General features: G+C 66.4%; 19 protein-coding genes. 18 read left to right on the top strand and 1 reads right to left on the bottom strand.

Going from position 1 to position 23,633, the window contains the following annotated elements; genetic code table 11:
- Window positions 1-129: 129 nt before the first annotated feature.
- The 16 genes from dapB to hflX all read left to right on the top strand — a co-directional run bounded on the left by dapB (window position 130) and on the right by hflX (window position 20,371).
- Entirely contained in the window at window positions 130-897 is a 768-nt protein-coding gene (dapB, locus tag ELEN_RS08140) for a 4-hydroxy-tetrahydrodipicolinate reductase (protein WP_009307036.1), read from the top strand.
- Window positions 898-997: 100 nt separating this feature from the next.
- A complete protein-coding gene (dapA, locus tag ELEN_RS08135; RefSeq protein WP_009307035.1) occupies window positions 998-1,888 on the top strand; it encodes a 4-hydroxy-tetrahydrodipicolinate synthase in 891 nt (296 codons plus the stop codon).
- Window positions 1,889-2,177: 289 nt separating this feature from the next.
- On the top strand, window positions 2,178-4,103 hold the full coding sequence (locus ELEN_RS08130) for a ribonuclease J (RefSeq protein ID WP_009608620.1): 1,926 nt from the start codon (window positions 2,178-2,180) through the stop codon (window positions 4,101-4,103).
- Between the two features lie 103 nt (window positions 4,104-4,206).
- On the top strand, window positions 4,207-6,735 hold the full coding sequence (locus ELEN_RS08125; RefSeq protein WP_009307033.1) for an FtsK/SpoIIIE family DNA translocase: 2,529 nt from the start codon (window positions 4,207-4,209) through the stop codon (window positions 6,733-6,735).
- Window positions 6,736-6,747: 12 nt separating this feature from the next.
- Window positions 6,748-7,884, top strand: coding sequence for a helix-turn-helix domain-containing protein (locus ELEN_RS08120; RefSeq protein WP_015760677.1), 1,137 nt, complete (start codon window positions 6,748-6,750; stop codon window positions 7,882-7,884).
- A 144-nt stretch (window positions 7,885-8,028) separates the two neighbouring features.
- Window positions 8,029-8,526: a YajQ family cyclic di-GMP-binding protein gene (locus tag ELEN_RS08115; protein ID WP_009307031.1), complete on the top strand. Its 498-nt coding sequence runs from the start codon at window positions 8,029-8,031 to the stop codon at window positions 8,524-8,526.
- Between the two features lie 14 nt (window positions 8,527-8,540).
- Window positions 8,541-9,908, top strand: a complete 1,368-nt coding sequence (rimO, locus tag ELEN_RS08110) for a 30S ribosomal protein S12 methylthiotransferase RimO (protein ID WP_015760676.1) — start codon at window positions 8,541-8,543, stop codon at window positions 9,906-9,908.
- A 5-nt stretch (window positions 9,909-9,913) separates the two neighbouring features.
- On the top strand, window positions 9,914-11,140 hold the full coding sequence (pgsA, locus tag ELEN_RS08105; protein WP_015760675.1) for a CDP-diacylglycerol--glycerol-3-phosphate 3-phosphatidyltransferase: 1,227 nt from the start codon (window positions 9,914-9,916) through the stop codon (window positions 11,138-11,140).
- 229 nt (window positions 11,141-11,369) lie between these two features.
- Window positions 11,370-12,428: a recombinase RecA gene (gene recA / locus ELEN_RS08100; RefSeq protein WP_009307028.1), complete on the top strand. Its 1,059-nt coding sequence runs from the start codon at window positions 11,370-11,372 to the stop codon at window positions 12,426-12,428.
- Window position 12,429: 1 nt separating this feature from the next.
- Window positions 12,430-13,107 carry a regulatory protein RecX gene (locus ELEN_RS08095; protein WP_015760674.1) on the top strand — a complete coding sequence of 226 codons (678 nt, stop codon included), beginning with the start codon at window positions 12,430-12,432 and terminating at the stop codon, window positions 13,105-13,107.
- 272 nt (window positions 13,108-13,379) lie between these two features.
- Complete coding sequence (gene rny / locus ELEN_RS08090) at window positions 13,380-14,912, top strand: ribonuclease Y (RefSeq protein WP_015760673.1); 1,533 nt, start codon at window positions 13,380-13,382, stop codon at window positions 14,910-14,912.
- Window positions 14,913-14,924: 12 nt separating this feature from the next.
- Complete coding sequence (locus ELEN_RS08085) at window positions 14,925-16,010, top strand: ATP-binding protein (protein WP_015760672.1); 1,086 nt, start codon at window positions 14,925-14,927, stop codon at window positions 16,008-16,010.
- Between the two features lie 155 nt (window positions 16,011-16,165).
- Window positions 16,166-16,516, top strand: a complete 351-nt coding sequence (locus tag ELEN_RS08080) for a stage V sporulation protein S (protein WP_009608622.1) — start codon at window positions 16,166-16,168, stop codon at window positions 16,514-16,516.
- A gap of 10 nt (window positions 16,517-16,526) precedes the next feature.
- Window positions 16,527-17,906, top strand: coding sequence for a tRNA (N6-isopentenyl adenosine(37)-C2)-methylthiotransferase MiaB (gene miaB, locus ELEN_RS08075; RefSeq protein ID WP_015760671.1), 1,380 nt, complete (start codon window positions 16,527-16,529; stop codon window positions 17,904-17,906).
- Window positions 17,887-18,867: a tRNA (adenosine(37)-N6)-dimethylallyltransferase MiaA gene (miaA, locus tag ELEN_RS08070; RefSeq protein ID WP_015760670.1), complete on the top strand. Its 981-nt coding sequence runs from the start codon at window positions 17,887-17,889 to the stop codon at window positions 18,865-18,867. The genes miaB and miaA overlap by 20 nt, the downstream gene beginning before the upstream one ends.
- A 193-nt stretch (window positions 18,868-19,060) precedes the next feature.
- On the top strand, window positions 19,061-20,371 hold the full coding sequence (hflX, locus tag ELEN_RS08065) for a GTPase HflX (protein WP_015760669.1): 1,311 nt from the start codon (window positions 19,061-19,063) through the stop codon (window positions 20,369-20,371).
- Between the two features lie 233 nt (window positions 20,372-20,604).
- Here hflX and lexA read toward each other — a convergent pair whose 3' ends face one another.
- Window positions 20,605-21,243, bottom strand: coding sequence for a transcriptional repressor LexA (gene lexA, locus ELEN_RS08060; RefSeq protein WP_009307021.1), 639 nt, complete (start codon window positions 21,241-21,243; stop codon window positions 20,605-20,607).
- A 124-nt stretch (window positions 21,244-21,367) separates the two neighbouring features.
- Here lexA and ELEN_RS08055 point away from each other — a divergent pair, with 124 nt between their 5' ends.
- Together ELEN_RS08055 and ELEN_RS08050 are read left to right on the top strand one after the other, a co-directional pair.
- Window positions 21,368-21,634 carry a hypothetical protein gene (locus ELEN_RS08055; RefSeq protein WP_015760668.1) on the top strand — a complete coding sequence of 89 codons (267 nt, stop codon included), beginning with the start codon at window positions 21,368-21,370 and terminating at the stop codon, window positions 21,632-21,634.
- Window positions 21,635-22,027: 393 nt separating this feature from the next.
- Entirely contained in the window at window positions 22,028-23,542 is a 1,515-nt protein-coding gene (locus ELEN_RS08050; protein ID WP_015760667.1) for an ATP-binding cassette domain-containing protein, read from the top strand.
- Window positions 23,543-23,633: the final 91 nt, after the last annotated feature.

Here is a 23,633-nt window from a genome sequence, read left to right as displayed (position 1 = left end):
AACGCGGCCCCTTCGTCGTTGCGGGAGGACGGATGGCCGACGAATCGTGCCGGCCGGGTAACGGCGGCGCAAGCGGCGTATATCCGCGTGGTAGGATGTTCGGGTACATGAAGCGAAAGGCAGGCAGCGATGATCAAGGTGGCAGTTGCGGGATGCGCGGGCCGTATGGGCAGGACCGTATGCGACGCGGTGCGCGCGGCGAACGATATGGAACTGGTGTGCGGCATCGACCCGCACAGGCCCGAGGTCGACTTCCCCGTGTACCCGACGGTGGCGGCCGCGCTCGAGTCTTGGACGGCCGATGTGCTCGTCGACTTCACCCAGCCTTCCGTCGTGGCCGACAACCTGCGCGAGGCGCTTCCCGCGGGAGTCGACTGCGTGGTGGGCACTACCGGCCTGTCGAACGAGACGTTGCAGGAGCTGGCCGCGCTCGCGCCCGACGGCACCTGTCTGTTCTACGCGCCGAACTTCACGACGGGCGCGGTGCTCATGATGGAGTTCGCCAAGGCCGCCGCGCCGTACTTCCCGGAGGCCGAGGTCATCGAGTTTCACCACTGCAACAAGAAGGATGCTCCTTCGGGTACCGCGGTGCGCACGGCGCAGATCATCGCTGAAGCGCGTGGCGGGCGCGCGAGCGAAGCTCCCGGCAAGGAGACCGAGATCGAAGGCGCCGAGGGCGCGCGCGGCGCGCTCGTGGACGGCGTGCCGGTGCATTCCGTGCGCTCGATGGGCTACGTCGCCAGCCAGGAAGTGATCTTTGGATCGCTCGGCCAGACGCTGTCCATCCGTCATGACTCATGGGACCGTACGTCGTACATGCCGGGCGTGCTGTTGGGCATTCGTAGCGTGGGTTCGTGCGACGGGCTGGTTGTAGGTTTGGAGAACTTCATGGCCTGAGGGCTCATCTCGTGGGATAATAGCCGTTCAGGCACTTGTTTTTGTATGTTGGATGCGCAAGCGGCACGGGTCGCGCGCATGGAAGGTGAGGAGTCAGAGCATGTCGCAGCCTCGGTTCGGCCGGATGATCCCGGCCATGGTCACGCCCTTCGATGAGAATCGCGAGCTCGATCTTGACAAGGCTCAGGCGCTTGCCGCGCGCCTCGTCGACGGCGGCAGCGACTCCCTCATCATCAACGGCACGACGGGGGAGAGCCCGACCGTGTTCTACCCGCAGAAGATGGAGCTGTTCCGCGCTGTGGTGGAGGCTGTGGGCAACCGCGTCCCCGTCATCGCGAACGTGGGCGACAACTGCACGGCCGACACGGTGGGCTTCGCCCGCGACGTGGCCGAGTTGGGTGTCGACGGCTTTATGTGCGTGGTGCCCTACTACAACAAGCCTCCCCAAGAGGGCATGTACCGTCACTTCCGCACCATCGCCGACGCGGTGGAGCTGCCCATCATCCTGTACAACATTCCGGGCCGCTGCGTGGTGAACATGGAAGCCGAGACCACGCTGCGCCTCGCCCACGACTGCGACAACGTCGTGGCCGTGAAGGAGGCGTCGGGCAAGATGGATCAGGTCGAGGCCATCGTCGCAGGCGCTCCGGACGGCTTCGTCGTGTACTCCGGCGACGACTCCGCCACGCTCGACGTCATGAAGCGAGGCGGCGCCGGAGTCATCTCCACCATCGGCAACGTGTCTCCCGCTCGCATGAAGGAGATCGTCGAGCTGGCGGCTGCAGGTGACTGGGAGGCCGCCGAGGCGGCCAACGAGCGCTTGATGCCGCTCATGACGGGACTGTTCGAAACGTCGAACCCCATTCTCGTCAAGGAAGCGCTCAAGCTGCTGGGCTTCCCCGTGGGCGGCGTGCGCCTGCCGCTCGTGGATGCCACGCCCGAGCAGTCCGAGCGCCTGGCCGCCACCATGCGCGAGGTGGGCGTGCTGTAGCCGTTTGCCATCCTGAGCGGAGCGCGTAGCGCGGAGTCGAAGGATCCCGTGCGACGATAGCAGGAAGTACCCCGGCTGGCGCCGAGCGGAATCCTTCGACTCCGCACCAACGGCGCTCTGCTCAGGATGACGACATGAAGAAGGACCGAAGCGCCGCGCATCGCGGCGCTTGATATAACCGCGACGTGCGGGCTTGCAGGCTCGAGCGAATTTCAGCCTGCTGCGAGACCAGCCGGGATACCCGGCTCCTCGTGCATGCGCCCCCGTCGCCTGAGAAAAAAGGAACGATATGGAAGAGAAGAACCCGCGCGTCCAGCGCGGAAGCGATCGCGCACGCACGGAGAACCGCTCCGGCGGGAGCCCGCGCAGGGGAGAGAAAGCGCCCCGCGCGAACGGAAACGAGAACGGCCAGGGCAACAAGAAGACCCGCACGTACAAGCACGTGCAGCTCGAGCACAAGCGCCCGCAGCTGTCGAAGGCGGGGGAGGGCGGTCAGCGCGCTGCGTCCAACCGCGGCGACCAGAGCGCGCGACGCAACTTCGCCTCGCCGAAGAAGGATCCGAACGCCACGCTCAAGATCATCCCGCTGGGCGGTCTCGACGCCATCGGCAAGAACATGACGGTGTTCGAGTGCAAAGGCGACATGATCCTCGACGACGCCGGCCTGATGTTTCCCGACGACAACCATCCGGGCGTCGATCTCATCCTGCCCGACTACACCTACGTGCTGGAGAACGCCGACAAGCTGCGCGGCATCGTCATCACGCACGGCCACGAGGACCACACGGGAACCCTCCCGTACCTCATGAAGGACCTCGATCGCAACGTGCCCATCTACGGCACGAAGATGACGCTGGGCCTCATCGAGGGCAAGTTCGCCGAGCATAAGATCAAGAACGCCAAGCTCGTCGAGATCAAACCGGGCGACCAGATCAAGCTGGGCTGCTTCACGGCCGAGTTCTTCGCCGTGAACCATTCCATCCCGGGCGCCGTGGGCGTGTTCTTCCAGAGCCCGGCCGGAAACGTGCTGCACACGGGCGACTTCAAGCTCGATCAGACCCCCATCGACGGCGTGACCACCGACTTCGGCGCGCTGTCGAAGTTCAGCGAAATCGGCGTCGACCTCATGATGAGCGACTCCACCAACGCCCAGAACCCCAACTTCACGCCGTCGGAGGCCGAAGTCGGCAAGGAGCTGGCGAAGATCATATCGCAGGCGAAGGGTCGCGTCATCATCGCGTCGTTCGCCAGCCATATCCACCGCATGCAGCAGATCTGCGACGCCGCCGTAGCCAACGGCCGCAAGGTGGTGGTGACGGGCCGCTCGATGATCCAAAACACCGATATCGCGCGCCGCCTGGGCTATCTCAGCATCAGCGACACGGACCTCATCGACGCATACGACCTCAAGGGCATTCCGCCCGAGCAGGTGGTCATCATGTGTACGGGCAGCCAGGGCGAGCCGCTCTCGGCGCTGGCGCGCATCGCCAACGGCGAGCACCGCACCATCCAGATGGACGAAGGCGACACGGTCATCGTGTCGGCCACGCCGGTTCCGGGCAACGAGAAGGCGGTCACGCGCGTCATCAACGGCCTGGCGAAGATCGGCGCGGACGTATACGACAAGAACCGCGCGCGCGTGCACGTGTCGGGTCACGCCGGCGCCGAGGAGCTCAAGCTCGTGCTCTCCATCGTGCAGCCCAAGGCGTTCATGCCGGTGCACGGCGAGGCCACGCACCTGCGCGCGCATGCTCGTCTGGCCGAGGCGACGGGCGTGCCGACCGACAATGTTTTCATCTGCGAAAACGGCGAAAGCCTTGAGCTGACGTCGCAGGGCGTCGTTCGCGGCGAGACCGTGCAAAGCGGCATCGTGTTCGTGGACGGCCTGTCGGTGGGCGACACCTCGCAGGGCGTGCTCGACGAGCGCAACGCTTTGGGTTCGCAGGGGTTTGCGGCCATCGCCGCCGCGGTGTCGCCGAAGGGAAAGAACGTGGTGGGCAACGTGCAGATCGAAATGCACGGCATCACGGGCGGCGACGACGATTTCCTCGTGCGCGAGGCGCAGGGCACCGTGAAGAACGCGCTCGGGCGCGCTATGGGAAAGGGCGGCGGCCAGAAGGAGTGGAAGAAGGCCGGACGCGACGCCTTGCTGTCCCTCCTGTGGGAACGCACGAAAACCCGTCCCATGGTGATTGTGAACTTGCTCGAGGTTTAAGCTATAATGGCCGCATGCGCCCTCGCGGGGGCGCATGCGGCCGCAGCATAGGCTGAAACAAACCCATGAAACGCAGATCAAACGCAGCATAAAGGAGTAGGGCGTGGCCCGACAGTCATCCAGCACCGCGAAGCCGAAAGCGTCTTCGGCGACGAAATCGAAGGGCAAGGCGGCCTCGCCCGCCGAAAAAAGGGCGAAGCAGGCCAAGGGCGCGCGCCCGCAGGCGACGGAGGAGCCCCGTCTGCTTGACGAGCGCACGCGTCGCGATATCACCGGCGTGGCTTTCGCCGTGCTCGCGGTCGTCCTGTTCGTGGCGGCGGTGCTGCCTACGAACGCCGTGGTCACCTCGTTCGTTTCCACGGCGCTGCACCTCTCGCTGGGTCTAGGCGCCTATCTTTTGCCGTTCCTCTTGCTGATCATCGGAGCCAGCTTCCTCGCGCGTTTCGACCGCGAACGCGTACCGGTGCGCGTGGCTGTGGGCCTTGTGATGATCTTCGTCGCCGCGCTCTCCCTGCTGGCCCTCTTCACGCCCGAATCCGCGCCCGATTCCGTCGACCGGCTGTTCCTGTCGGACGAGCTCGCCGCGCGAGGCGGCTATCTGGGCGCCGGCATCGCATGGGTTGGAATCAGCCTGTTCGGGCAAGCGGTGACGTGCATCATCATGATCGGGATAGTCCTGGCCGGGCTCGTGATCATCGGGTTTTCGGTGTCGAAGCTGGTTGAACGCGTACAGGACGCCCGTCGGGCGCTTGTCGCCGACGATGCGGACGACGACGTGCTGGCGGCTCCGCCCTACGCCCGCATGAAGCGCTCGACGGGCGCGAAGGTTCCCGTGGTGCCCACGACCGGCGAGGTTGTGGAGGCGGGTGCAACGAACGTCCTGCCGCGCGCCAAGGATGCAAAGGGTCGACCGAGCAAGCCCCGTCGTGCGTCGCAGTCGCTGGTCACTCAAGCGATCGGCAACCGTGCGGCTTCTACCGAGGAAGGGGGAGGCGAGGCCCCGCAAACGCTCACGCGCAAGCTCGGCCGCAAGCACGACAAATCCGATAGCTCCCCTGCGGCTCCCAAGCCGTCCGCGAGCTCCACGCCCCTGGCCTCTCCTCGTCCGGCGGACGGTTTCGTGCTACCGCCCGCGGACCTGCTGGCCGTGTCGAAGAACTCCAAGAAGGACCGCGCTTCCGACGCCGAGCTGGCCGACACCGCGGCCTGTCTCCAGGAGACGCTCGAAAGCTTCGCTATCATGGCCGAAGTCGTTGGCTGGGTCGCCGGACCTACGGTGACGCTGTTCAAAGTCGATCTGCCCGCAGGCGTGCGCGTCAGCCGCATCACGGCGCTCGAGCAGGACATCGCGCTTGCGTTGGCGGCACCGGGCGTGCGCATCTTCGCGCCCATCCCCGGCACGAACTACGTCGGGATCGAGGTGCCCAACCGCACGCGCCAGAGCGTGCTCTTGGGCGACGTCATCAAAGATGCGGACGAGGGCCCGCTGCAGATCGTCATCGGCAAGGACGTCGAGGGCCGCTCCATCGTCTCCGACCTCGCGAAGATGCCCCACTTGCTCATCGGCGGCACTACCGGTTCGGGCAAGTCGGTGTCAATCAACGCCATGATCATGTCCATCCTCATGCGCGCCACGCCTTCCGAGGTGCGCTTCATCATGATCGACCCGAAACGCGTGGAGTTCACGCCCTACAACGGCATCCCGCACCTGTACGTGCCCGTAGTCACCGAGCCGCGCGAGGCGGCCAGCGCGCTTTCGTGGGGCGTGGCCGAGATGGAGCGCCGCCTGAAAGTGTTCTCGAAGGTGGGTGCTCGCAACATCGGCCAGTACAACGCGAAGGTGCAGGCCGAGCTGGCCGCGCAGCAGAAAGCGATCGAAGCCGGCGAAGAGCCGCCGGCCGGCGAGCTGGGGGCCGAGCTGCCCTACCTCGTCATCATCATCGACGAGCTGGCCGACCTCATGATGAACGTGGGCAAGGAGGTGGAGTTCTCCATCAGCCGCATCGCGCAGCTCGCGCGCGCGGCCGGCATCCATCTCATCGTGGCCACGCAGCGCCCTTCCACGAACGTGGTCACGGGCCTTATCAAGGCGAACATCACGAACCGCATCTCGTTCAACGTGGCCAGCGGCATCGACAGCCGCGTCATCTTGGACACGCCGGGCGCCGAGAACCTCATCGGCCTGGGCGATCTCTTGCTGTCGAAGCCCGAGTTCGCCCGTCCCCAGCGAATCCAGGGATGCTACGTATCGGAAGACGAGATCAACGCCGTGGTGGCCATGCTCAAAGACCAGGGCGAGCCGGAGTACCATTCCGAGATCCTGCAGACGAACCTCATCACGCTGGGCGCGTCGCAACCCGACGGTTCGGGCGGCGGCGTCTCCGACGACGATCCGCTCATCTGGGAAGCGGCGGACATCGTGGTGTCGAGCGGCCTCGGATCAACCTCGAACATCCAGCGCCGCCTGAAGGTGGGCTATTCGCGCGCTGGACGTATAATGGACATGCTGGAGGAAAAGGGCGTCGTGGGGCCGCCGAACGGCAGCAAGCCCCGCGAAGTGCTCGTAGACGCCATGGAGCTCGAGACGTTGAAGGCCTTCGAGGCGCACGACGCGGCGAACCCTGAGGAGTAACGAGGTGGCCAGGTGACATTCGGAACCATATTGAGAGAGGCGCGCGAGCGCAAGGGCTACGATCTCGCGACGGCTGCGCGACGGCTGCGCATCCGACCCGACATCCTGCGCGCTATCGAGGAAGACGATTTCTCCCGCATGCCGCCGCGCGGCTACGCGCGCAACATGGTGAACGCCTACGCGCGCCTCGTGGGGCTCAACCCCACCGAGATGACGCGCATGTACCTGGACGAGGCCTACGCCTACCAGGTGGGACGCGCGCGCAACGGCGCGCAGCCCTCGGGTTTCGATCGAGGAGGATCTTCGCGCACGGGACGCTCGACCTCGCGGCAGGGCGCTCGCCCCTCGCAGCAAGTCGACGAGCGCCCGCCGCGGCAGAATGCGTTCGGGCGTACGATGTACGACGACCGGCGCGACTACGGTCGCGATTACGGCGCGCGCGGGGGTTCGGAGCGCCTCTATTCCGAGGGACGCACGCATCCCAGTCGCCATGCGGCGCTGCCGAACGCCGAGTACACGAACTTCTACGCAGGGCCGAAGGCCTCGAGCGTCGTGCAGTCGAAGCTGCCTTTCGTCATCGCGGGCGGCGTGATCCTCGTGCTGCTCATCGTGGTGCTGGTGCTCGTGTTCGGCAACAACGGCGGGAGCTCGAACGAGGATGTGACGAAGCTGCCGGTGACGGGGCTCGCCGACCCGACGCAGGACGGCAGCGGCACGGAAGGCGGCGAAACCCCCGCGCAACCGCAGGCCGAGCCTGTTGAAACTGCTCCGACCAGCATCAAGGTGACCTACACGATCGCCAAGGACACCCCGGTGTACGCGGTCATCACGAAGGACGGGACGTCCGAAGACCAGATGTTCTCGGGCGGCGAGGAGGACACCGTTGAGCTGGCCGAGGGCGACGTGTGGACGTTCGCCGCTTGGGCGAGCGACGGCGTGACGATCAAGGTGGACGGCGAGGCGGTCAAGTTCGACGGCTCCGATCCGGCTACCGGCATGCCCATGGCCACGGTCGATTTCGACGCCTACCTGGAGAAGTGGTACGAGGATCATCCGGATGCCAAGAAGAAGGGGTCGGCCGACGCGGACGCCGCCGACAAAGCAGCCGAGGATGGCGCGAAAACCGGGGATGGAACATCCGCCGCTTAGGGGTTTCCGCCGGTCGGAGAACCCGTTCGTCATGGAGCGCCTCTGAAATTGCCGGCTTGGGCGCGAAAATGCGCTATGCTGTGCGCAAACGAAAATTCGAGCGGCCCGCCAGTGCGGGCCGTGTCGCGCGGAAAGGAACGTTCCATGGCCAAGGAATCCAGCTTCGACATCGTGTCCACGGTCGACATGCAAGAGATCGACAACGCCTTCCAGCAGGCGAAGAAGGAGCTCGCGCAGCGCTACGACCTGAAAGACTCGGGCGCCGAGATCACCCTCGACAAGGCGGGCAAGTCCATGACGGTGGCGGCACCCGCCGATTTCGTGGCCAAGCAGGTCATCGACGTGATCGGCTCGAAGCTCGTTCGCCGCGGCATCGATCTTGCCGCTGTGCAGTGGGCCGATCCCGAAGCGGCTGCCGGCCAGAGCGTTCGTCAGAAGGCCACCATCGTCGAAGGCATCGAAAAGGACGTTGCCAGCAAGATCAACAAGGATATCAAGGCCGAGAAGTTCAAGGTGAAGGTCCAGATCGAGGGTGACAAGCTGCGCGTCAGCTCTCCCTCGCGCGATGCGCTGCAGGAGGTCATCGCCTTCCTCAAGGGGAAGGACTACGGCCAGCCGCTCCAGTTCGTCAACTACCGCTAGGACGGTCTCGCCATATGGAACGCTCATCTGACGCGGCGCTCGTTGCGCCCTGCGTCGCTTTCGTCACGCTGGGATGCGCGAAGAACGAGGCTGACACGGCGCGCATGCGCGTGCGGTTGGCGGAGGCCGGGTTTCTGATAGAGGACGACCCTGCCGAAGCGGACGCCGTGGTGGTGAACACCTGCTCGTTCATCCAAAGCGCCACCGAGGAGAGCATCGAAGCCGTTTTCGATGCGGCCGGGATGCCCAACGTCGCGGCGGGCGCGCCGCTCATCGTGGCCGGCTGCATGCCCGCCCGCTACGGCGAGGATCTTGCGGACGAGCTTGTGGAAGCGCGCGCGTTCGTGCCATGCAGCCGCGAGGACGATATCGCCGCTATCGTAGCCGACGCGCTTGGCGTCGACGCCCCGGGCGGGGGAGCCGCCGCCTCCGTGACCCTGAGCGCAAGCGGCGGAGCCGCCGAAGTCGAAGGATCCCGTGCGGCGCTTGCCGCCCTCCCGGCCGCGCCGTTCGCCTACGTGAAGATTTCCGACGGTTGCGACCGGTTCTGCACGTACTGCACCATCCCGTACATCCGCGGGCGCTATCGCAGCTTCCCGCTCGACGACGTGCGCGCAGACGTCGCCGCCCAGGTGGCTGCCGGCGCCCGCGAGATCGTGCTCATCGCCCAGGACACGGGGCGCTGGGGCGCCGACTTCGACGAGCCGTCGTCTTTGGCGGCGCTCGTGGCCGCGTTGGCCGAGGAGTTCCCGCAAACCTGGTTCCGCATCATGTACATCCAGCCCGAAGGCCTTTCCGACGAGCTGCTGGATGCCGTGGCCGCGCACGACAACGTATGCGACTACTTCGACATCCCGCTGCAGCACGTGGACGCGGGCATCCTGCGCGCCATGAACCGCACCGGCTCGCGCGAGGAGTTCCTGGCGCTCGTCGACCGCGTGCTCGCGCACGTGCCGGGCGCCACGCTGCGCACGACGCTCATCGCGGGCTTCCCGGGCGAGACCGAGGAGCAGTTCGAGGACCTGTGCTCCTTCGTCGAGGAGGGGCTGTTCGACTACGTGGGCGTGTTCCCGTACTCGCGCGAGGAGGGCACGCGCGCGTTCGACCTGCCCGGCCAGCTGGACGAGGACGAGAAGAACGACCGTGCCCAGCGCCTGCGCGACCTGGCCGACGCCGTGTGCTGCCCGCGCATCGCCGCGCGCGTCGGACGCGAGATGGACGTGCTGGTGGAGGGCGTCGAAGAGGACGGCCAGCTGTTCGGGCGGGCCATGTGCCAGGCGCCCGAGGTCGACGGCGTCACGTACCTCGACGCCGGCGAGCCGGGCGAGATCCGCCGCGTGCGCATCGTCGACGCTCTGCTTTACGAGATGGAAGGGGAGTGAGCCCGATGGCGCAAGGTGCCGTGCACGAGAAGCTGTGGACCCCGGCGAACGTGGTGACGCTGCTGCGCATCTGCCTCGTTCCCGTGTTCGTGGTGGCCATCATCAGCCCTTGGCCGGAGTACTTCCCGTTCTGGGCGGACGCCGAGGCGTCGAAGCCTTGGATCGCCGCCGGCATCTTCATCCTGCTGGCCGCCACCGACGGCCTCGACGGGTACCTGGCGCGCAGCCGCGGCGAGGTGACGAACTTCGGCAAGTTCATCGACCCCTTGGCCGACAAGATCCTCGTGGCCGCCGCCCTGCTCGCGCTCATCGAGCTGGGCGTGCTGCCCTCGTGGGTAGCGCTCGTCATCCTCACGCGCGAGTTCATCGTGTCGGGCATCCGCATGGTGGCCGCCAGCCAAGGCGTGGTCATCGCCGCCAGCTGGTACGGCAAGGCGAAGACCGTCGCGCAGATCGTCGCCATCGTGCTGTTCATCGTCAAGGACAGTGTGGTGATCACCGATCCGCAGGGCGTGCTGCACAACCCCTTGTACCTCGTGTCGTGGCTGGCCATGCTGATCGCGCTGGCGCTCACCGTGATCTCGATGCTCGACTATTTCGTGAAGGCCAAGGAGATCCTCGGGTTCGCGCCGTCGGGCAAGCGCGCGAAGCGCCGTGCGGGTGCCGGAGAGGCCGCGGCTGCCGATGCGGGAGAGGACGAAGCGGGAGGGCGCGCGCTCAGCGCCCAGGAGGCCGCGAGCATCTCGCCCGAGGCGCTCGACGAGCTGGCCGGGCGCGTGCTCGAGGCGGCACGTGCCGCCGGCGCGACCGTCGGCACGGCCGAGAGCCTCACGGGCGGCCTCGTCGCCGCGACGTTCACCGACGTGCCGGGCAGCTCGGACGTCGTGCGCGGTGGCATCGTCAGCTACTCCTCCGACGTGAAGCGCGACGTGTTGGGCGTGGGCCGCGAGACGCTCGCCTTGATCGGGGCGGTCAGCGAGGAGACGGCATGTGCCATGGCCGAAGGCGCCCGCGCCGCGCTCGGCTGCGACGTGGCGGTGTCGGCGACCGGCATCGCCGGCCCGGGCGGGGCCGAGCCGGGCAAGCCGGTGGGCACCGTGTGGATCGGGCGCGCGGACGCGTCGCTCACCTGCGCCCGCTGCTGCCATTTTCCCGGCACGCGCGAAGAAGTGCGCCTGCTCGCCGTGCGTGCGGCGCTCGAGTTCGCGCTCGAGGCGCTGGAAACGCGCTAGAACGACGTAGAAGGCGCGTGGAATCCGCATGTCTTCGGCGTGGAAAACGCGCTGGATCGGGAGGTGCTGCGCGCTGGATGCGCGCCATCGGGACGTGAGCCGGCCGCGCTATACTGGGGTTGCAAGCTTCTTTCGCGAAAATGCTTGACCAACAAACATATGTTCGTATAATGGTAAGCGGCAAACGCTCAGCGTCTTTGGCGCTCGCGGCAGGAAGAGAAGGAACCGCATGAACGAAGAAAAATCGAAGATGCTCAAGCTGACCACCGATCAGATCGAGACCAAGTTCGGCAAGGGCTCCATCATGAAGTTCGGCGAGGGCGGCCACGACCTCAACATCGGGGTCATCCCGACCGGCGCGCTGCCGCTCGACGCGGCGCTCGGCATAGGCGGCGTGCCGCGCGGCCGCATCGTGGAGGTGTACGGCCCTGAATCGAGCGGCAAGACCACGCTCGCGCTGCAGATCATCGCGGAGGCTCAGGCCATGGGCGGCATCGTGGCCTTCATCGACGCCGAGCACGCGCTCGATCCCGTCTATGCCGCGCGCCTGGGCGTCGATATCGACGAAGTGCTCATCTCGCAGCCCGACACCGGCGAGCAGGCGCTGGAGATCTGCGACATGCTGGTGCGCTCGGGCGCCATCGACGCCGTGGTCGTCGACTCGGTGGCCGCGCTCGTGCCCCGCGCCGAGATCGAAGGCGAGATCGGCGACACCACGGTGGGCCTACAGGCGCGCCTCATGTCGCAGGCGCTGCGCAAGCTGGCGGGCTCTCTGTCGAAGTCGAACACCACGTGCATCTTCATCAACCAGCTGCGCGAGAAGATCGGCGTGATGTTCGGCAACCCGGAGACCACGACGGGCGGCCGCGCCCTCAAGTTCTTCTCCAGCGTGCGCATCGACATCCGCCGCATCGACTCCATCAAGAAGGACGGCGAGATCGTGGGCAACCGCGTGCGCGCCAAGGTGGTCAAGAACAAGGTGGCCCCGCCGTTCCGCCAGGCCGAGTTCGACCTCATGTACGGCGAGGGCATCTCGCGCGAGGGCTGCATCGTGGACATGGCCGTCGAGGCGGGGGTCGCCAAGAAGAGCGGCGCCTGGTACACCTACGGCGAGGAGCGTCTCGGCCAAGGGCGCGAGGCGGCGAAGCAGACGCTCAAGGAGAACCCGGACCTGCGCGAGGAACTCGAGACGAAGGTGCGCGAATCCTTCGAGATCCCCATCATCACGCGCTCGACCGAGGAGGCCGACGCCATGAGCCCGGTCGCGAAGCCTGCGAAGAAGAAGTAGCATGCCCGAATCGCCCGAACAGCTCCGCGCGCGCCTGCGCGCGGAGATCGCCGCGATCGAGAAGGGCGTCCCGAAGCCTTCCAGGGCGCCCGACCTTCCCCACGTTCGCGAGGAGCGGGAGGATCGACGGCCGAGCCGCGCTTCGCGCTCCCTGTCTGCCAGTGCGGCCGGCGGACAGCCTTCCCGCCATGACGCCGGCGAAGTCGACGAGGATGTGCGGCTCTCCGATCCCGACGCCGCTTTCCGCAAGATCGAGCGGCTCTGCCTCGTGCGCGAGCGGGCTTCCGAGCAGCTGCGCCAGCGCCTTGCGCGCGGGGGCTTCGAGGCCGAGGCCGTCGAAGCGGCGCTCGATCGCGCGCTCGCCTGCGGCCTCGTCGACGACGGGCGCTTCGCCGACGTGCTCGTGCGCAGTCGCCTTGCCCAAGGGCGCGGCAGACGCGGCATCGCCGCCGAGCTCGAGAGCCTCGGCATCGACGCGGACAGCGTCGAGGCGCTGGCCGCTGCCGACGACGACGCGGGGGAGGTCGACCGTGCACTCGCGCTGCTCGACCGCAAGCCGCCGCGCGCGAAGAACCGCCGCGACGCCGCCTACCGCCGCCTCGCCCAGAAAGGCTTCAGCGCCTCGGTGTCATCCTCCGCCGCCCGCCTCTGGTGCGAGGCGAACCCCGTCGAAGGATGAGCGCATCCGCGCCGTCGGCTGCGCCTGCGGCGGCGGCGCGGCCCTGCATTTCAGATTATTTCTTGTCAGGGCTTTTACAATTCGGGCACAACCTTTATCATATGGTATAGCTTGAATGATCGTACCTGATGAGGGTACTTCCTATAGACAAATTCATACGATGCTGCCCGTATCGCGTGCGTTCGTTCATGCCCGGTTTTTCCGGGATTTTTTATGCCTATGTTCTTTTGAATGTAACGCTCTATCGGAAACTGAAACGAAAGGGGGAGCGTATGCCCGAATTCATCTGGCTGATCATCGGAGCCGTCGTCGGCATCGCCCTCGGCTTCGTCGTCACCCGCTACCTGGTCAACGCATCCACGAAGCGAGCGGCGCAAGAGGCCGAATCCGTGGTGAACGACGCGAAACGACAAGCCGAAACGCTGCGCCGCGAGGCCATCATCGAAGCGAAGGACGAAGCTCTCAAGCTGAAGCAGGATGCGCAAGCCGAGAGCAAGGAGCGTCTGCGCGAAGTGCGTTCCGCTGAGAACCGCATCTCGCAGCGCGAGGAATCGCTCGACCGCCGCGTCGAATCGCTCGACGCGCGCGAGCATCAGATCTCATCCATGCAGGGCCAGCTCGAGCGTCGCGAACGCGATCTCGAAGAGGCCACGCGGGAGGTGAACTACCGCCTCGAGCGCGTGGCCGGCATGACGCCGGACGAGGCGAAGGCGGAGCTGCTCGACACCCTCAAGGACGAGGTGACGCACGAGTCCGCGGCCATCATCCGCGATGCCGAGGCGCGCGCGAAGGCGGAGGCCGACAAGAAGGCCCGCTCCATCCTCAGCCTCGCCATCCAGCGCGTGGCGGCCGACCACTCGGCCGAAACCACCGTGTCCACCATCCATATCCCCTCCGACGACCTCAAGGGCCGCATCATCGGCCGCGAGGGCCGCAACATCCGCTCGTTCGAACAGCTGACCGGAACGAACCTCATCATCGACGACACCCCGGAGTGCGTGACCATCTCGTGCTTCGATCCGGTCCGTCGCGAGATCGGCCGCGTTACGATGGAGAACCTCGTGGCCGACGGCCGCATCCATCCGGCGCGCATCGAGGAGATGTTCGGCAAGGCCGAGGCGTTCGTGAACCAGCGCGTCCAGGAAGCGGGCGAGCAGGCCACGTTCGACACCGGCATCCACGATCTGCACCCCGAGCTCGTGCGCACGCTGGGCCGTCTGCGCTACCGCACCTCGTACGGCCAGAACGTGCTGAACCACTCGCTGGAGGTGGCCTACCTCTCCGGCGTCATGGCTTCCGAACTGGGGCTGGATCCCATCCCGGCCAAGCGCGCCGGCCTGCTGCACGATTTGGGCAAGGCGGTCGACCACGAGGTGGAGGGCAGCCACGCCGTCATTGGAGCCGACCTGGCCCGCCGTTTCGGCGAGCGACCCGAGATCGTGCACGCCATCGAGGCGCACCACAACGACGTGGAGCCGTCCAGCGTGCTGGCCGTGCTCGTTCAGGCGGCCGATGCCGTGTCCGCGGCGCGTCCCGGCGCCCGCAAGGAGACACTCGACGCCTACGTGAAGCGCCTCGAGAAGCTGGAGGAGATCGCCAGCTCGTACAAGGGCGTGGAGCGCACGTACGCCATTCAGGCGGGTCGCGAGGTGCGCGTGATGGTGGAGCCCGACACGGTGGACGAAGCCGCCACCACGGTGCTTGCGCACGACATCGCGCAGCGCATCGAGAACGAGATGCAGTATCCCGGCCAGGTGAAGGTCGTGGTCATCCGCGAGAGCCGCGCGGTCGGCGTCGCGAAGTAGGGCGCGCGCGGCATGGCCGACGAAGCGCTGGAAGCCTTCATAGAGAACGTATGCGGCGACAGCCATCTCCGGGTCGAGGCCGACCTCGGGGATGGCTTCGTCCGTTTGAGGAGCGCCGAAGCCGAGCGTAGGCAGGCCGCGCACGACATCCGCTCCACCGAGGATATCGTCATCGAGATGCTGCGCAACGCCCGCGATGCGCACGCCAAGAGCATCTTCCTGGCCGTGTCGCGCGAAGGACAGCGCCGCCGCCTCGTCATGATCGACGATGGCGACGGCGTGCCGGCAGCCATGCACGAGCGCATCTTCGAGCCGCGCGTCACGTCGAAGCTCGACAGCATGCACATGGACAAGTGGGGCATCCACGGCCGCGGCATGGCGCTGTACTCCATCGCGGTCAACGCCGAGACGGCCCGCGTCGTCGCCTCTGACGCGGGCAAGGGCGCCGCGCTTTTCGTGGAGACGAACCTCGACAAGCTCGGCGAGAAGACCGATCAGTCGAGCTTCCCCGTGTTCGAGCGCACCGAATCGGGCAGCATCGCGGTGCGCGGCCCCAAGAACATCCTGCGCACCGCCTGCGAGTTCGCCATAGAATGCCGCCACGATTGCACCGTGTACCTCGGTTCGCTCACCGACATCGCGGCGACGCTGTACGCATTCGGACTGTCGTCGCTCACCTCGGCTATGCGCGCGTTCTGCGCCGATGCCTCCGAGCTGCCGGTGGCCAAGCGCTTGTCGGTGGCCGTGGATCCGGCGAGCTTCGCGGACGAGGCCGAGGCGCTGGGCCTGGTCATCTCGGAGCGCTCCGCACGCCGCATCCTGGACGGCGAGATCGCGCCGGTCGAGCCGCTGATCAACCGCGTCCGCATCGAAGGGGAGGCCGACGCGCGGCCGGCCGCGCGGCCGGCGAAGGCGCCGGCGGGAGATGCGCGCGGTCTCAGAATCGCGCCCGAAGACCTCGAATCGTTCTCGCGACGCGTAGCATGCGCGTTCTCGGATTTGGCGCGCGACTACTACCTGGAATCAGCGGTGAAGCCGGACGTGCGCGTAGGCAAGGATGGCGTGCACATCCGCATCCCGGTTGAAAAGCTACGATGACGAACCTGCTCGATAACAGCATACCCGCAGGTTGCGCACCATACCGCGAATAGGTAGAATAGCAAGGGCGTAAGAGTAACCTATCTATAGCACAACGGAATCCTAACGCAGCATACAAGACGAACCACACGGACTACCAACGACAAAGGATAGGCATGTCCACTTCCGAACAAAAGCCAGACGTTGGCTGCTTGAAGGTATCATCGAAGTCGTCGCCCGCCTCCGTTGCCGGAGCGATTGCCGGCATGGTGAAAGACGGCGTAAGCGTCGAGATCCAGGCCGTCGGCGCCGGTGCGGTGAACCAGGCGGTCAAGGCCATCGCCATCTCCCGCGGCTTCCTGTCTCCGATCGGCATCGAGATCGCCTGCGTACCGTCGTTCGCCGACATCGTCATCGACGGCGAGTACCGCACTGCCATACGCTTCACGGTGGATCCGCGCTATACGCGCGGCGTCGCGCAGCCTCTAGGCGACGATGCCCACCGTCCCGTCCCCGAGATTCGCTGAAAACGAGCCCATGCATACACCATTTACGAACTTGACGTTCTGCATCCGCACGTTCGGGTGCCAGATGAACAAGCACGACTCAGAGCGCATCGCCGGCATGCTCGAGGGCATGGGAGCGCTGCAGGTGGACGCCATCGAGGATGCCGACGTCGTGGCGTTCATGACCTGCTGCGTGCGCGAAGCCGCCGACACGCGGCTGTACGGCCAGGTGGCCTCGCTCAAGAACGTCCCCTTGCGCGCCGGCACGCCGCTGTCGAAGCGCATCGTCGCTGTGGGCGGATGCATCGGCCAGCGCGATGGCGAGAAGCTGGTCGACGAGCTGAAGCACCTCGACGTGGTCTTCGGCACCCATAACCTGGGGTCGCTGCCGCGTTTGCTGGAAGCGGCGCTCGAAGAGGGCAGCCATCAGGTGGAGGTGCTCGATGCCGCGTCATCGTTCCCCACCGAGCTGCCTACGGCGCGCGAGCACGAATGGGCGGCATGGCTGCCCATCACCATCGGCTGCAACAACTTCTGCTCGTACTGCATCGTTCCGTATGTGCGCGGACGCGAGAAGTCGCGGCCGTTGGAGGACATCGTGGCCGAGGCCGAGCGCTATGTGGCCGCCGGCGTGAAGGAGATCACGCTGCTGGGGCAGAACGTGAACTCCTACGGGCGCGACCTGTACGGCTCGCCGCGCTTCGCCCAGGTGCTGGACGCGCTCGACCAGACGGGCATCGAGCGCCTGCGGTTCGCCACCAGCCACCCGAAGGACCTCAACGACGAGGTCGTCGGCAGGTTCGCCACGCTGCGCTCGCTCATGCCGGCGCTGCACCTTCCCGTGCAGTCGGGCTCGGATGCGGTGCTTGCGGCCATGAACCGCCGCTACACGCGCGATCATTACCGCGCGCTTGTCGCGAAGCTGCGTGACGCCGTACCCGACATCGCGCTGTCCACCGACATCATCGTCGGATTCCCCGGCGAGACCGCCAAGGACTTCGAGGACACGTACCGCCTCGTGGACGAGGTGGGCTACCACCAGGTGTTCACGTTCATCTATTCGAAGCGCGAGGGCACGCCGGCTGCGTCCATGGACGACGACACACCGCGCGAGGTGATCCAGCAGCGTTTCGACCGCTTGGTGGATCTCGTGCAACAGCGCGCGTTCGAGGCGAACCAGCGCGATTTGGGAAGCACGGTCGACGTGCTGGTGGAAGGCGCGTCGAAGCGCGACGAGCGCCTGCTGGCAGGTAAGAGTCCGAAGAACCAGACCGTCCACGCGCCGGCGCCGGCAGGCGTGCGCGCGGAGGACCTTGCGGGCAGCACCGTGCGCGTGCGCGTGGACGAGGCGAAGACGTGGTATCTCGCCGGCGAGATCGTGGACGGGCCCGATGCTGCGGACGGGCGCTGATCCGACGGGCGGGGGAGCACCGTATCCGCTGAAGGCTCCGGCGGTCTGCGTCGTCGGGTCCACGGCATCCGGCAAGACCGACCTCGCCCAAGCGCTGGCTCTCGAGCTGGGCGGAGAGGTGATCAGCGCCGACTCCATGCAGATCTACCGCGGCATGGACATCGGCACGGGCAAGCTTCCCGCGTCCGAGCGCCTCGTGCCGCATCACGGGTTCGACCTCGTCGACCCGGGCGAGCCCTTCTCCGCGGCGCTGTTCCAGAACTATGCGCGCGATCGCTTCCGTGCCATCGACGCGCGCGGCAACCGCTGCGTGCTGGCCGGCGGTACCGGTTTCTACGTGCGCGCAGCCGTCGACGACTACGACTTTCCCGCAGGCGAGCAGGTGGGAAACCCCGTTCGCGAACGCTACCAGGCCCTGGCGCGCGAGCAGGGCGCCGAGGCGCTGTGGAAGCTGCTGGCGGCGCGCGACGAGGCCAGCGCCTCCGTCATCCCGCCCGCCGACGTCAAGCGCGTCGTGCGCGCCTTCGAGCTGCTAGAGGAGGGCACGACCTACGCCGAACAGCGCGCCAAACTCGCCCACATCCCGCAGTTGGTTCCGGCCGTCTTCTTCGGCATGGCGGTGGATCCCGACGTGCTGTGCGCGCGCATCGACGCGCGGGTGGACGCCATGGTGGAGACGGGTCTCGTGGCGGAAGTGGAAGGGCTGCTCGACAGGGGCTTTCGCGAAGGCGTGACGGCGCCGCAGGCTATCGGGTACAAGGAGATCGTGGAGGCTCTCGACGGGTTCATCTCTCTTGACGAGGCTGTGGAGCGGATCAAGCTGGCCACGCGCCGCTACGCGAAGCGGCAGCGCACCTGGTTTCGCAAGGACGCGCGTATCCGGTGGCTCGATGCGACGTCGCGCGATATCCCGTCGCTCGTCGAAGAAGCGCTCGAGCTGCTTGATGACGGCGTTGCCTGACGGTTTCTCCAGACGAAGGAACGCTTGTGATATGATACGAAGCCACGGGCACACTCCTGCCGTCGAACCGTTCAAGATCGGAGCACCTATCATGCAGACAGCGCACGCCTTTCTCTAGCGGCTCGCCGCCGCTCCCGACTGTCTTCGCACGCCGATGCCGGCGTGCTCGTCTCTGCATCGAAAGGTTGGATCCATGACGGAATTCGAATCAGTCATCACGCGGGGCATGACCCCGATCTCCGAAGAGCGCCGCGAGCGCGCCGTGCTCGTCGGTGTGGATCGCCCCGGCTCCACGTGGCCGCTGGCATCGTCGCTCGCCGAGCTCGAGCGCCTCGTGGATACGGCAGGCGCCGACGCGGTGGCCACCACCACGCAGAAGCTCGACGCGCCCAATCCGCGTACGTTCGTGGGCACGGGCAAGGCCGAAGAAGTGGCCGAGCTTGCGCGCGCCCACGCGGCCGACCTCGTCGTGTTCGACGACGAGCTGACGCCCTCCCAGCAGGCGAACCTCGAGAAGGCGATGGGCCGCGACGTGAAGGTCATCGACCGTACGGCGCTCATCCTCGACATCTTCGCCCTGCACGCCACCAGCAAGGAGGGCCGGCTGCAGGTGCGGCTCGCCCAGAACGAGTACCTGCTGCCGCGCTTGCGCGGCATGTGGGCCCACCTGGCCTCCAACCGCATGGGCGGCGGCGTGGGATCGCGCTTCGGCGAAGGCGAGAGCCAGCTCGAGGTCGACCGCCGCATGGTGCGCAAGCGCATCACGTCCATCAAGCGCGAGCTCAAGCATCTGGCCGAGGTGCGCGCCGTCCAGCGCGAAAGCCGTTACGAAAGCGGCATGTTCAAGGTGGCGCTGGCCGGCTACACGAACGCCGGCAAGTCGAGCCTGCTCAACCGGCTGACGAATGCGGACGTGCTGGCGTACGACAAGCTGTTCGCCACGCTCGACTCCACCACGCGCAAGTTCGAGCTTCCCGAGGGCCGCGAGATCACCGTCACCGACACGGTCGGGTTCATCCAGAAGCTTCCGACCACGCTCATCGAGGCGTTCAAATCGACGCTCGACGAAATCACGGGCGCCGACCTCGTGCTGCACGTGGTGGATGCCTCGTCGGACGAGTACGAGGCGCAGATCGCGGCCGTCGAGGACGTGCTCGGGCAGATACACGCGCAGGACCTGTCGCGCGTGCTCGTGTTCAACAAGTGCGACCTGCTCGGCGAGGAGCGCCTCGGCGCCCTTAAAGCGCGCCATCCGCAGGCTCAGTTCGTATCGGCGGCGACGGGGGAGGGCGTAGGCGAGCTCGTGGAGCACGTTGCCCGCGTCGCCTCGGCGCAAGACGAGCATCTCGACGTGCTGATTCCCTACAACCGCGGCGACCTCGTGTCGGTGGCGCACGAAAGATGCCACATCCTGTCGGAAACCCATGAGGAGCAGGGCACGCGCATCGTCATGCTGGCGGCTCCTTCGTTCGCGAGCATGTTCCGTCCTTACACGGTCGGTTAGAGTAACTCTAAGGTAAGCGAGCCGCCCCGGGCATCGACCCGGGGCGGCTCGCTTCGTCGCAGGGTAGGCGTTTCGTTCTTGCGGCCGGTCTGCGGCGGCGCCTTATCGGACGGCGAAAGCGGGAACCGGCGCAGCGGCACGTTCGGAAAAGCCGGAAAAGCCTTGCCGAAGCGGTCGGATTGCGGCAGGGCTTCGCGGTTCGATCAAGCTGACGACCAGCGTGCGGTTCGCCGCTACAGGCGGCGGAAGACCGCGACCACCTTGCCGGCGATGGCGCAGTCGGTGGTGATGATGGGATCCATCGTGGAGTTCTCCGGCTGCAAGCGGATATGGTCGCTTTCCTTGAAGAAGCGCTTCACCGTGGCCCCGTCGTCGATGATGGCCACGACGATGTCGCCGTTGTTCGCCACGGGCTGCTCCTTGACCACGACGTAGTCGCCGTCGTTGATGCCCGCCTCGATCATGCTCTCGCCGCGCACGGAGAGCAAGAACGACGGGGCGTCGCCCACGATCTCGGTGGGAAGCGACAGGGTGTCGGTGATGTTCTCCTCGGCGAGGATGGGGGAGCCGGCGGCCACGTTGCCCACGAGGGGCACGTTCACGATGTTGCTGAAGCTGGGCTGCACCACGTTGGTGGCCAGCGCGGCGTCTTCGAGCTGGTAGGTGAGGGCGATGGAGCGCGACTTGAGCGGATCGCGCTTGATGAGGCCCTTCTCCTCGAGCGCCTTCAAGTGCACGTGCACGGTGGAGGGGGAGGAGAGGCCGAGGCTCTGGCAGACCTCGCGCACGGTCGGGCCGTATCCCTTCTCCCGAATGCACTCCTCGATGCAGTCGAGCACCGCTTGCTGGCGCTTCGTCACTTTCTCGGCCATAGGTAATCCTTTCGTCGCCTCTACGCCTATCGAACAAATGTATGAAATTTCTATTGACATGAACCTTTGTTCGACCTATTATATACGCGAACAAAGGTTCTACGCAAGAGCAGGAGGCCACAAAATGAAGAATTTTGAGATGAACTGCCCCGTCGAGGGAACGTCGGCCCTTCAACCGAAGCTCGATTCGGCGCCTGCTCGACGCGCCCGCATCATAGCGTTCCCCCAGCATGCGGTTCTGCCCGATCGCGACGGCGCCTCCATCGTTTCGGCCGTGCGCACGGGTTCGGCGCAAGGCGTGGCGTTCGGCCGCGTGCAGCGCTGGCAGGCGGTCGTCGGCGGATGCGTGTTCGCGGCGCTCGCACTCGCCAGCCTGTTCGCAGGGTTCTAGCCGAGACCTTTCCCGGCCCCGCGCGGCCGTTCCATAACCCGCAGATGCTGCGTTTCTGCGGCTGCGTAGCGCCTCCGCCACCCCGGAGGCGCGTCCGTTCGGGGGTTTACGCGCCGCTTGCGGCGTGCTAGACTCGGGCGAGCAGCCAATCATGCCGCGCCGACGCATCCTCATGCGGACGGGCGCTTCGCGAAGGAGAAACGGAACATGAAGCGATAACGAAAGCCCTTTTTCACCCCTTGCATTCATTAATCAGCCGCATCGGGTGCGCTTTCGTCATCGTTCTCGACTTCGCCTCGCGTTTCTTCCTCTTCCGATCCGTGCGGCCTTCCTTCATCGGCATCGCCGAACGCTGAGCAGAGCCACCCGTGCGCCTCTTAAACGGAGGTCGCCATGTTCGTTACCGCCCATCATCTTTCCCATACCTACGAAGGCGCCGACCAGCCTGCGCTCGACGACGTCTCGCTCGCGTTTGCGAGCGGCTGGACGGGCATCGTCGGGCCGAACGGCGCTGGCAAGAGCACGCTCGTGCACTGCATCTGCGGCACCCTGGCACCCGATCAAGGCGCCGTGACGCCCCGCGTGCGCGGCGCGGTGTGCCGGCAATCGACCGCGACGCCTCCGGAGACGCTCGAGGAGTTCGCCTGCGACTACGGTTCGACGGCGGTGAAGCTGCGCTCGCTATTGGAAATCGAGGACGAGCAGCTCTGGAGCTACGCTATGCTGTCCCATGGCGAGCGCAAGCGCATCCAGATCGCGTGCGCGCTTGCCGCAGAACCGCAGGTGCTGGCGCTCGACGAGCCGACGAACCACCTCGATGCTCCCACGCGCGCCCTCGTCGCGCAGGCGCTCTCCTCCTTCAAGGGCGTCGGCCTGCTCGTATCGCACGATCGCGCGCTGCTCGACAAGCTTGTGCGGTCGTGCGTGTTCATCGAGGCCGGCCGAGCGCTCGCTATTCCGGGGACGTACACCCAGGCGCGCCGGGAGCTCGAGCTGCGCCAAGATACCGTGCGAACCGAGCGCCGGCAGGCGCGCGGCGAGCTGGCGCGCATCAAGGCCGAGCGAGATCGTCGCGCCGCCGTGGCCGCTCGATCGGCCGCCCGGCGCTCGGCGCGTCATCTCGACCGGCACGACCGCGACGGGCGGGAGAAGATCAAGCTCGCCGTCTATACGGGACAGGACGGCAAGGCGGGCAAGCTTTCGTCCCAGATGGACAAGCGCATAGGCGTGGCCGAGAAACGCCTCGAGGCGCTCGATGCGAAGAAGGAGCGCCGCGGCTCCCTGGAGCTGGACGCCGCGCCCGCGCCCCGCAAGGTGCTCGCCCGCCTCCCCGCAGGCAGCATGCCGCTCGGCCCGGAGCGCATGCTGCATCATCCCGAGCTGTACCTGGGCAACGAGGATCGAGTCGGGCTCGTCGGCAAAAACGGGGCGGGGAAGTCCACCTTGCTCCATGCCTTGCTTCGCCGGGTGACGTTGGAGGAGTGGGTGGCGTACTTTCCGCAGGAGGTTCCCGACGACGAGGTCCGCGCGTTGCTCGTCGAGCTGCGGGCGCTCCCGACGGCCGAGCGGGGCCGCGTGCTCTCCATCGTGGCGCGACTCGAATCGCCGCCGGCTCGCGTGCTCGACGGCGAGGAGCTGAGCCCGGGAGAGGTGCGCAAGCTCATGATCGCGCGTAGCCTGCTCTCGTCGCCTCGCCTCATCGTCATGGACGAACCGACGAACCATCTGGATATACGCTCGATCGAGGCCTTGCAGGACGTGTTGCGTCATTGCGCCTGCGCTCTCGTGCTCGTGTCGCACGACGAGCAGTTCCTCGACGCGCTCGTGGACGAGCGCTGGGTGTTCGAGGTCGAGCAGGAGAAAGGGGAGGTTGGGCTGGGCGATACTCACGTGCGCGTTGTCCGATAGGAAGGAGCGCTTCTCGTGCAGGTTTTTTGCGCGAATCCGACATGTTGATTGAACCACTATATATTGTATGTTAGGCTGAACCCAAAATCGG

Origin of the sequence: Eggerthella lenta DSM 2243, assembly GCF_000024265.1 — a bacterium.
Lineage (GTDB): Bacteria > Actinomycetota > Coriobacteriia > Coriobacteriales > Eggerthellaceae > Eggerthella > Eggerthella lenta.
The sequence above is the reverse complement of the archived record's forward strand: the minus strand, read 5'-3'. Positions and strand labels throughout refer to the sequence as shown.

Coding starts and splice junctions, on each gene's coding strand:
- miaB (WP_015760671.1), top strand. CDS start 16,527: ATGCATACACCATTTACGAACTTGACGTTCTGCATCCGCACGTTCGGG.
- lexA (WP_009307021.1), bottom strand. CDS start 21,243: ATGGCCGAGAAAGTGACGAAGCGCCAGCAAGCGGTGCTCGACTGCATC.
- ELEN_RS08050 (WP_015760667.1), top strand. CDS start 22,028: ATGTTCGTTACCGCCCATCATCTTTCCCATACCTACGAAGGCGCCGAC.
- ELEN_RS08115 (WP_009307031.1), top strand. CDS start 8,029: ATGGCCAAGGAATCCAGCTTCGACATCGTGTCCACGGTCGACATGCAA.
- recA (WP_009307028.1), top strand. CDS start 11,370: ATGAACGAAGAAAAATCGAAGATGCTCAAGCTGACCACCGATCAGATC.
- ELEN_RS08130 (WP_009608620.1), top strand. CDS start 2,178: ATGGAAGAGAAGAACCCGCGCGTCCAGCGCGGAAGCGATCGCGCACGC.
- dapB (WP_009307036.1), top strand. CDS start 130: ATGATCAAGGTGGCAGTTGCGGGATGCGCGGGCCGTATGGGCAGGACC.
- pgsA (WP_015760675.1), top strand. CDS start 9,914: ATGGCGCAAGGTGCCGTGCACGAGAAGCTGTGGACCCCGGCGAACGTG.
- ELEN_RS08095 (WP_015760674.1), top strand. CDS start 12,430: ATGCCCGAATCGCCCGAACAGCTCCGCGCGCGCCTGCGCGCGGAGATC.
- ELEN_RS08080 (WP_009608622.1), top strand. CDS start 16,166: ATGTCCACTTCCGAACAAAAGCCAGACGTTGGCTGCTTGAAGGTATCA.
- ELEN_RS08085 (WP_015760672.1), top strand. CDS start 14,925: ATGGCCGACGAAGCGCTGGAAGCCTTCATAGAGAACGTATGCGGCGAC.
- miaA (WP_015760670.1), top strand. CDS start 17,887: ATGCTGCGGACGGGCGCTGATCCGACGGGCGGGGGAGCACCGTATCCG.
- hflX (WP_015760669.1), top strand. CDS start 19,061: ATGACGGAATTCGAATCAGTCATCACGCGGGGCATGACCCCGATCTCC.
- dapA (WP_009307035.1), top strand. CDS start 998: ATGTCGCAGCCTCGGTTCGGCCGGATGATCCCGGCCATGGTCACGCCC.
- rimO (WP_015760676.1), top strand. CDS start 8,541: ATGGAACGCTCATCTGACGCGGCGCTCGTTGCGCCCTGCGTCGCTTTC.
- ELEN_RS08055 (WP_015760668.1), top strand. CDS start 21,368: ATGAAGAATTTTGAGATGAACTGCCCCGTCGAGGGAACGTCGGCCCTT.
- rny (WP_015760673.1), top strand. CDS start 13,380: ATGCCCGAATTCATCTGGCTGATCATCGGAGCCGTCGTCGGCATCGCC.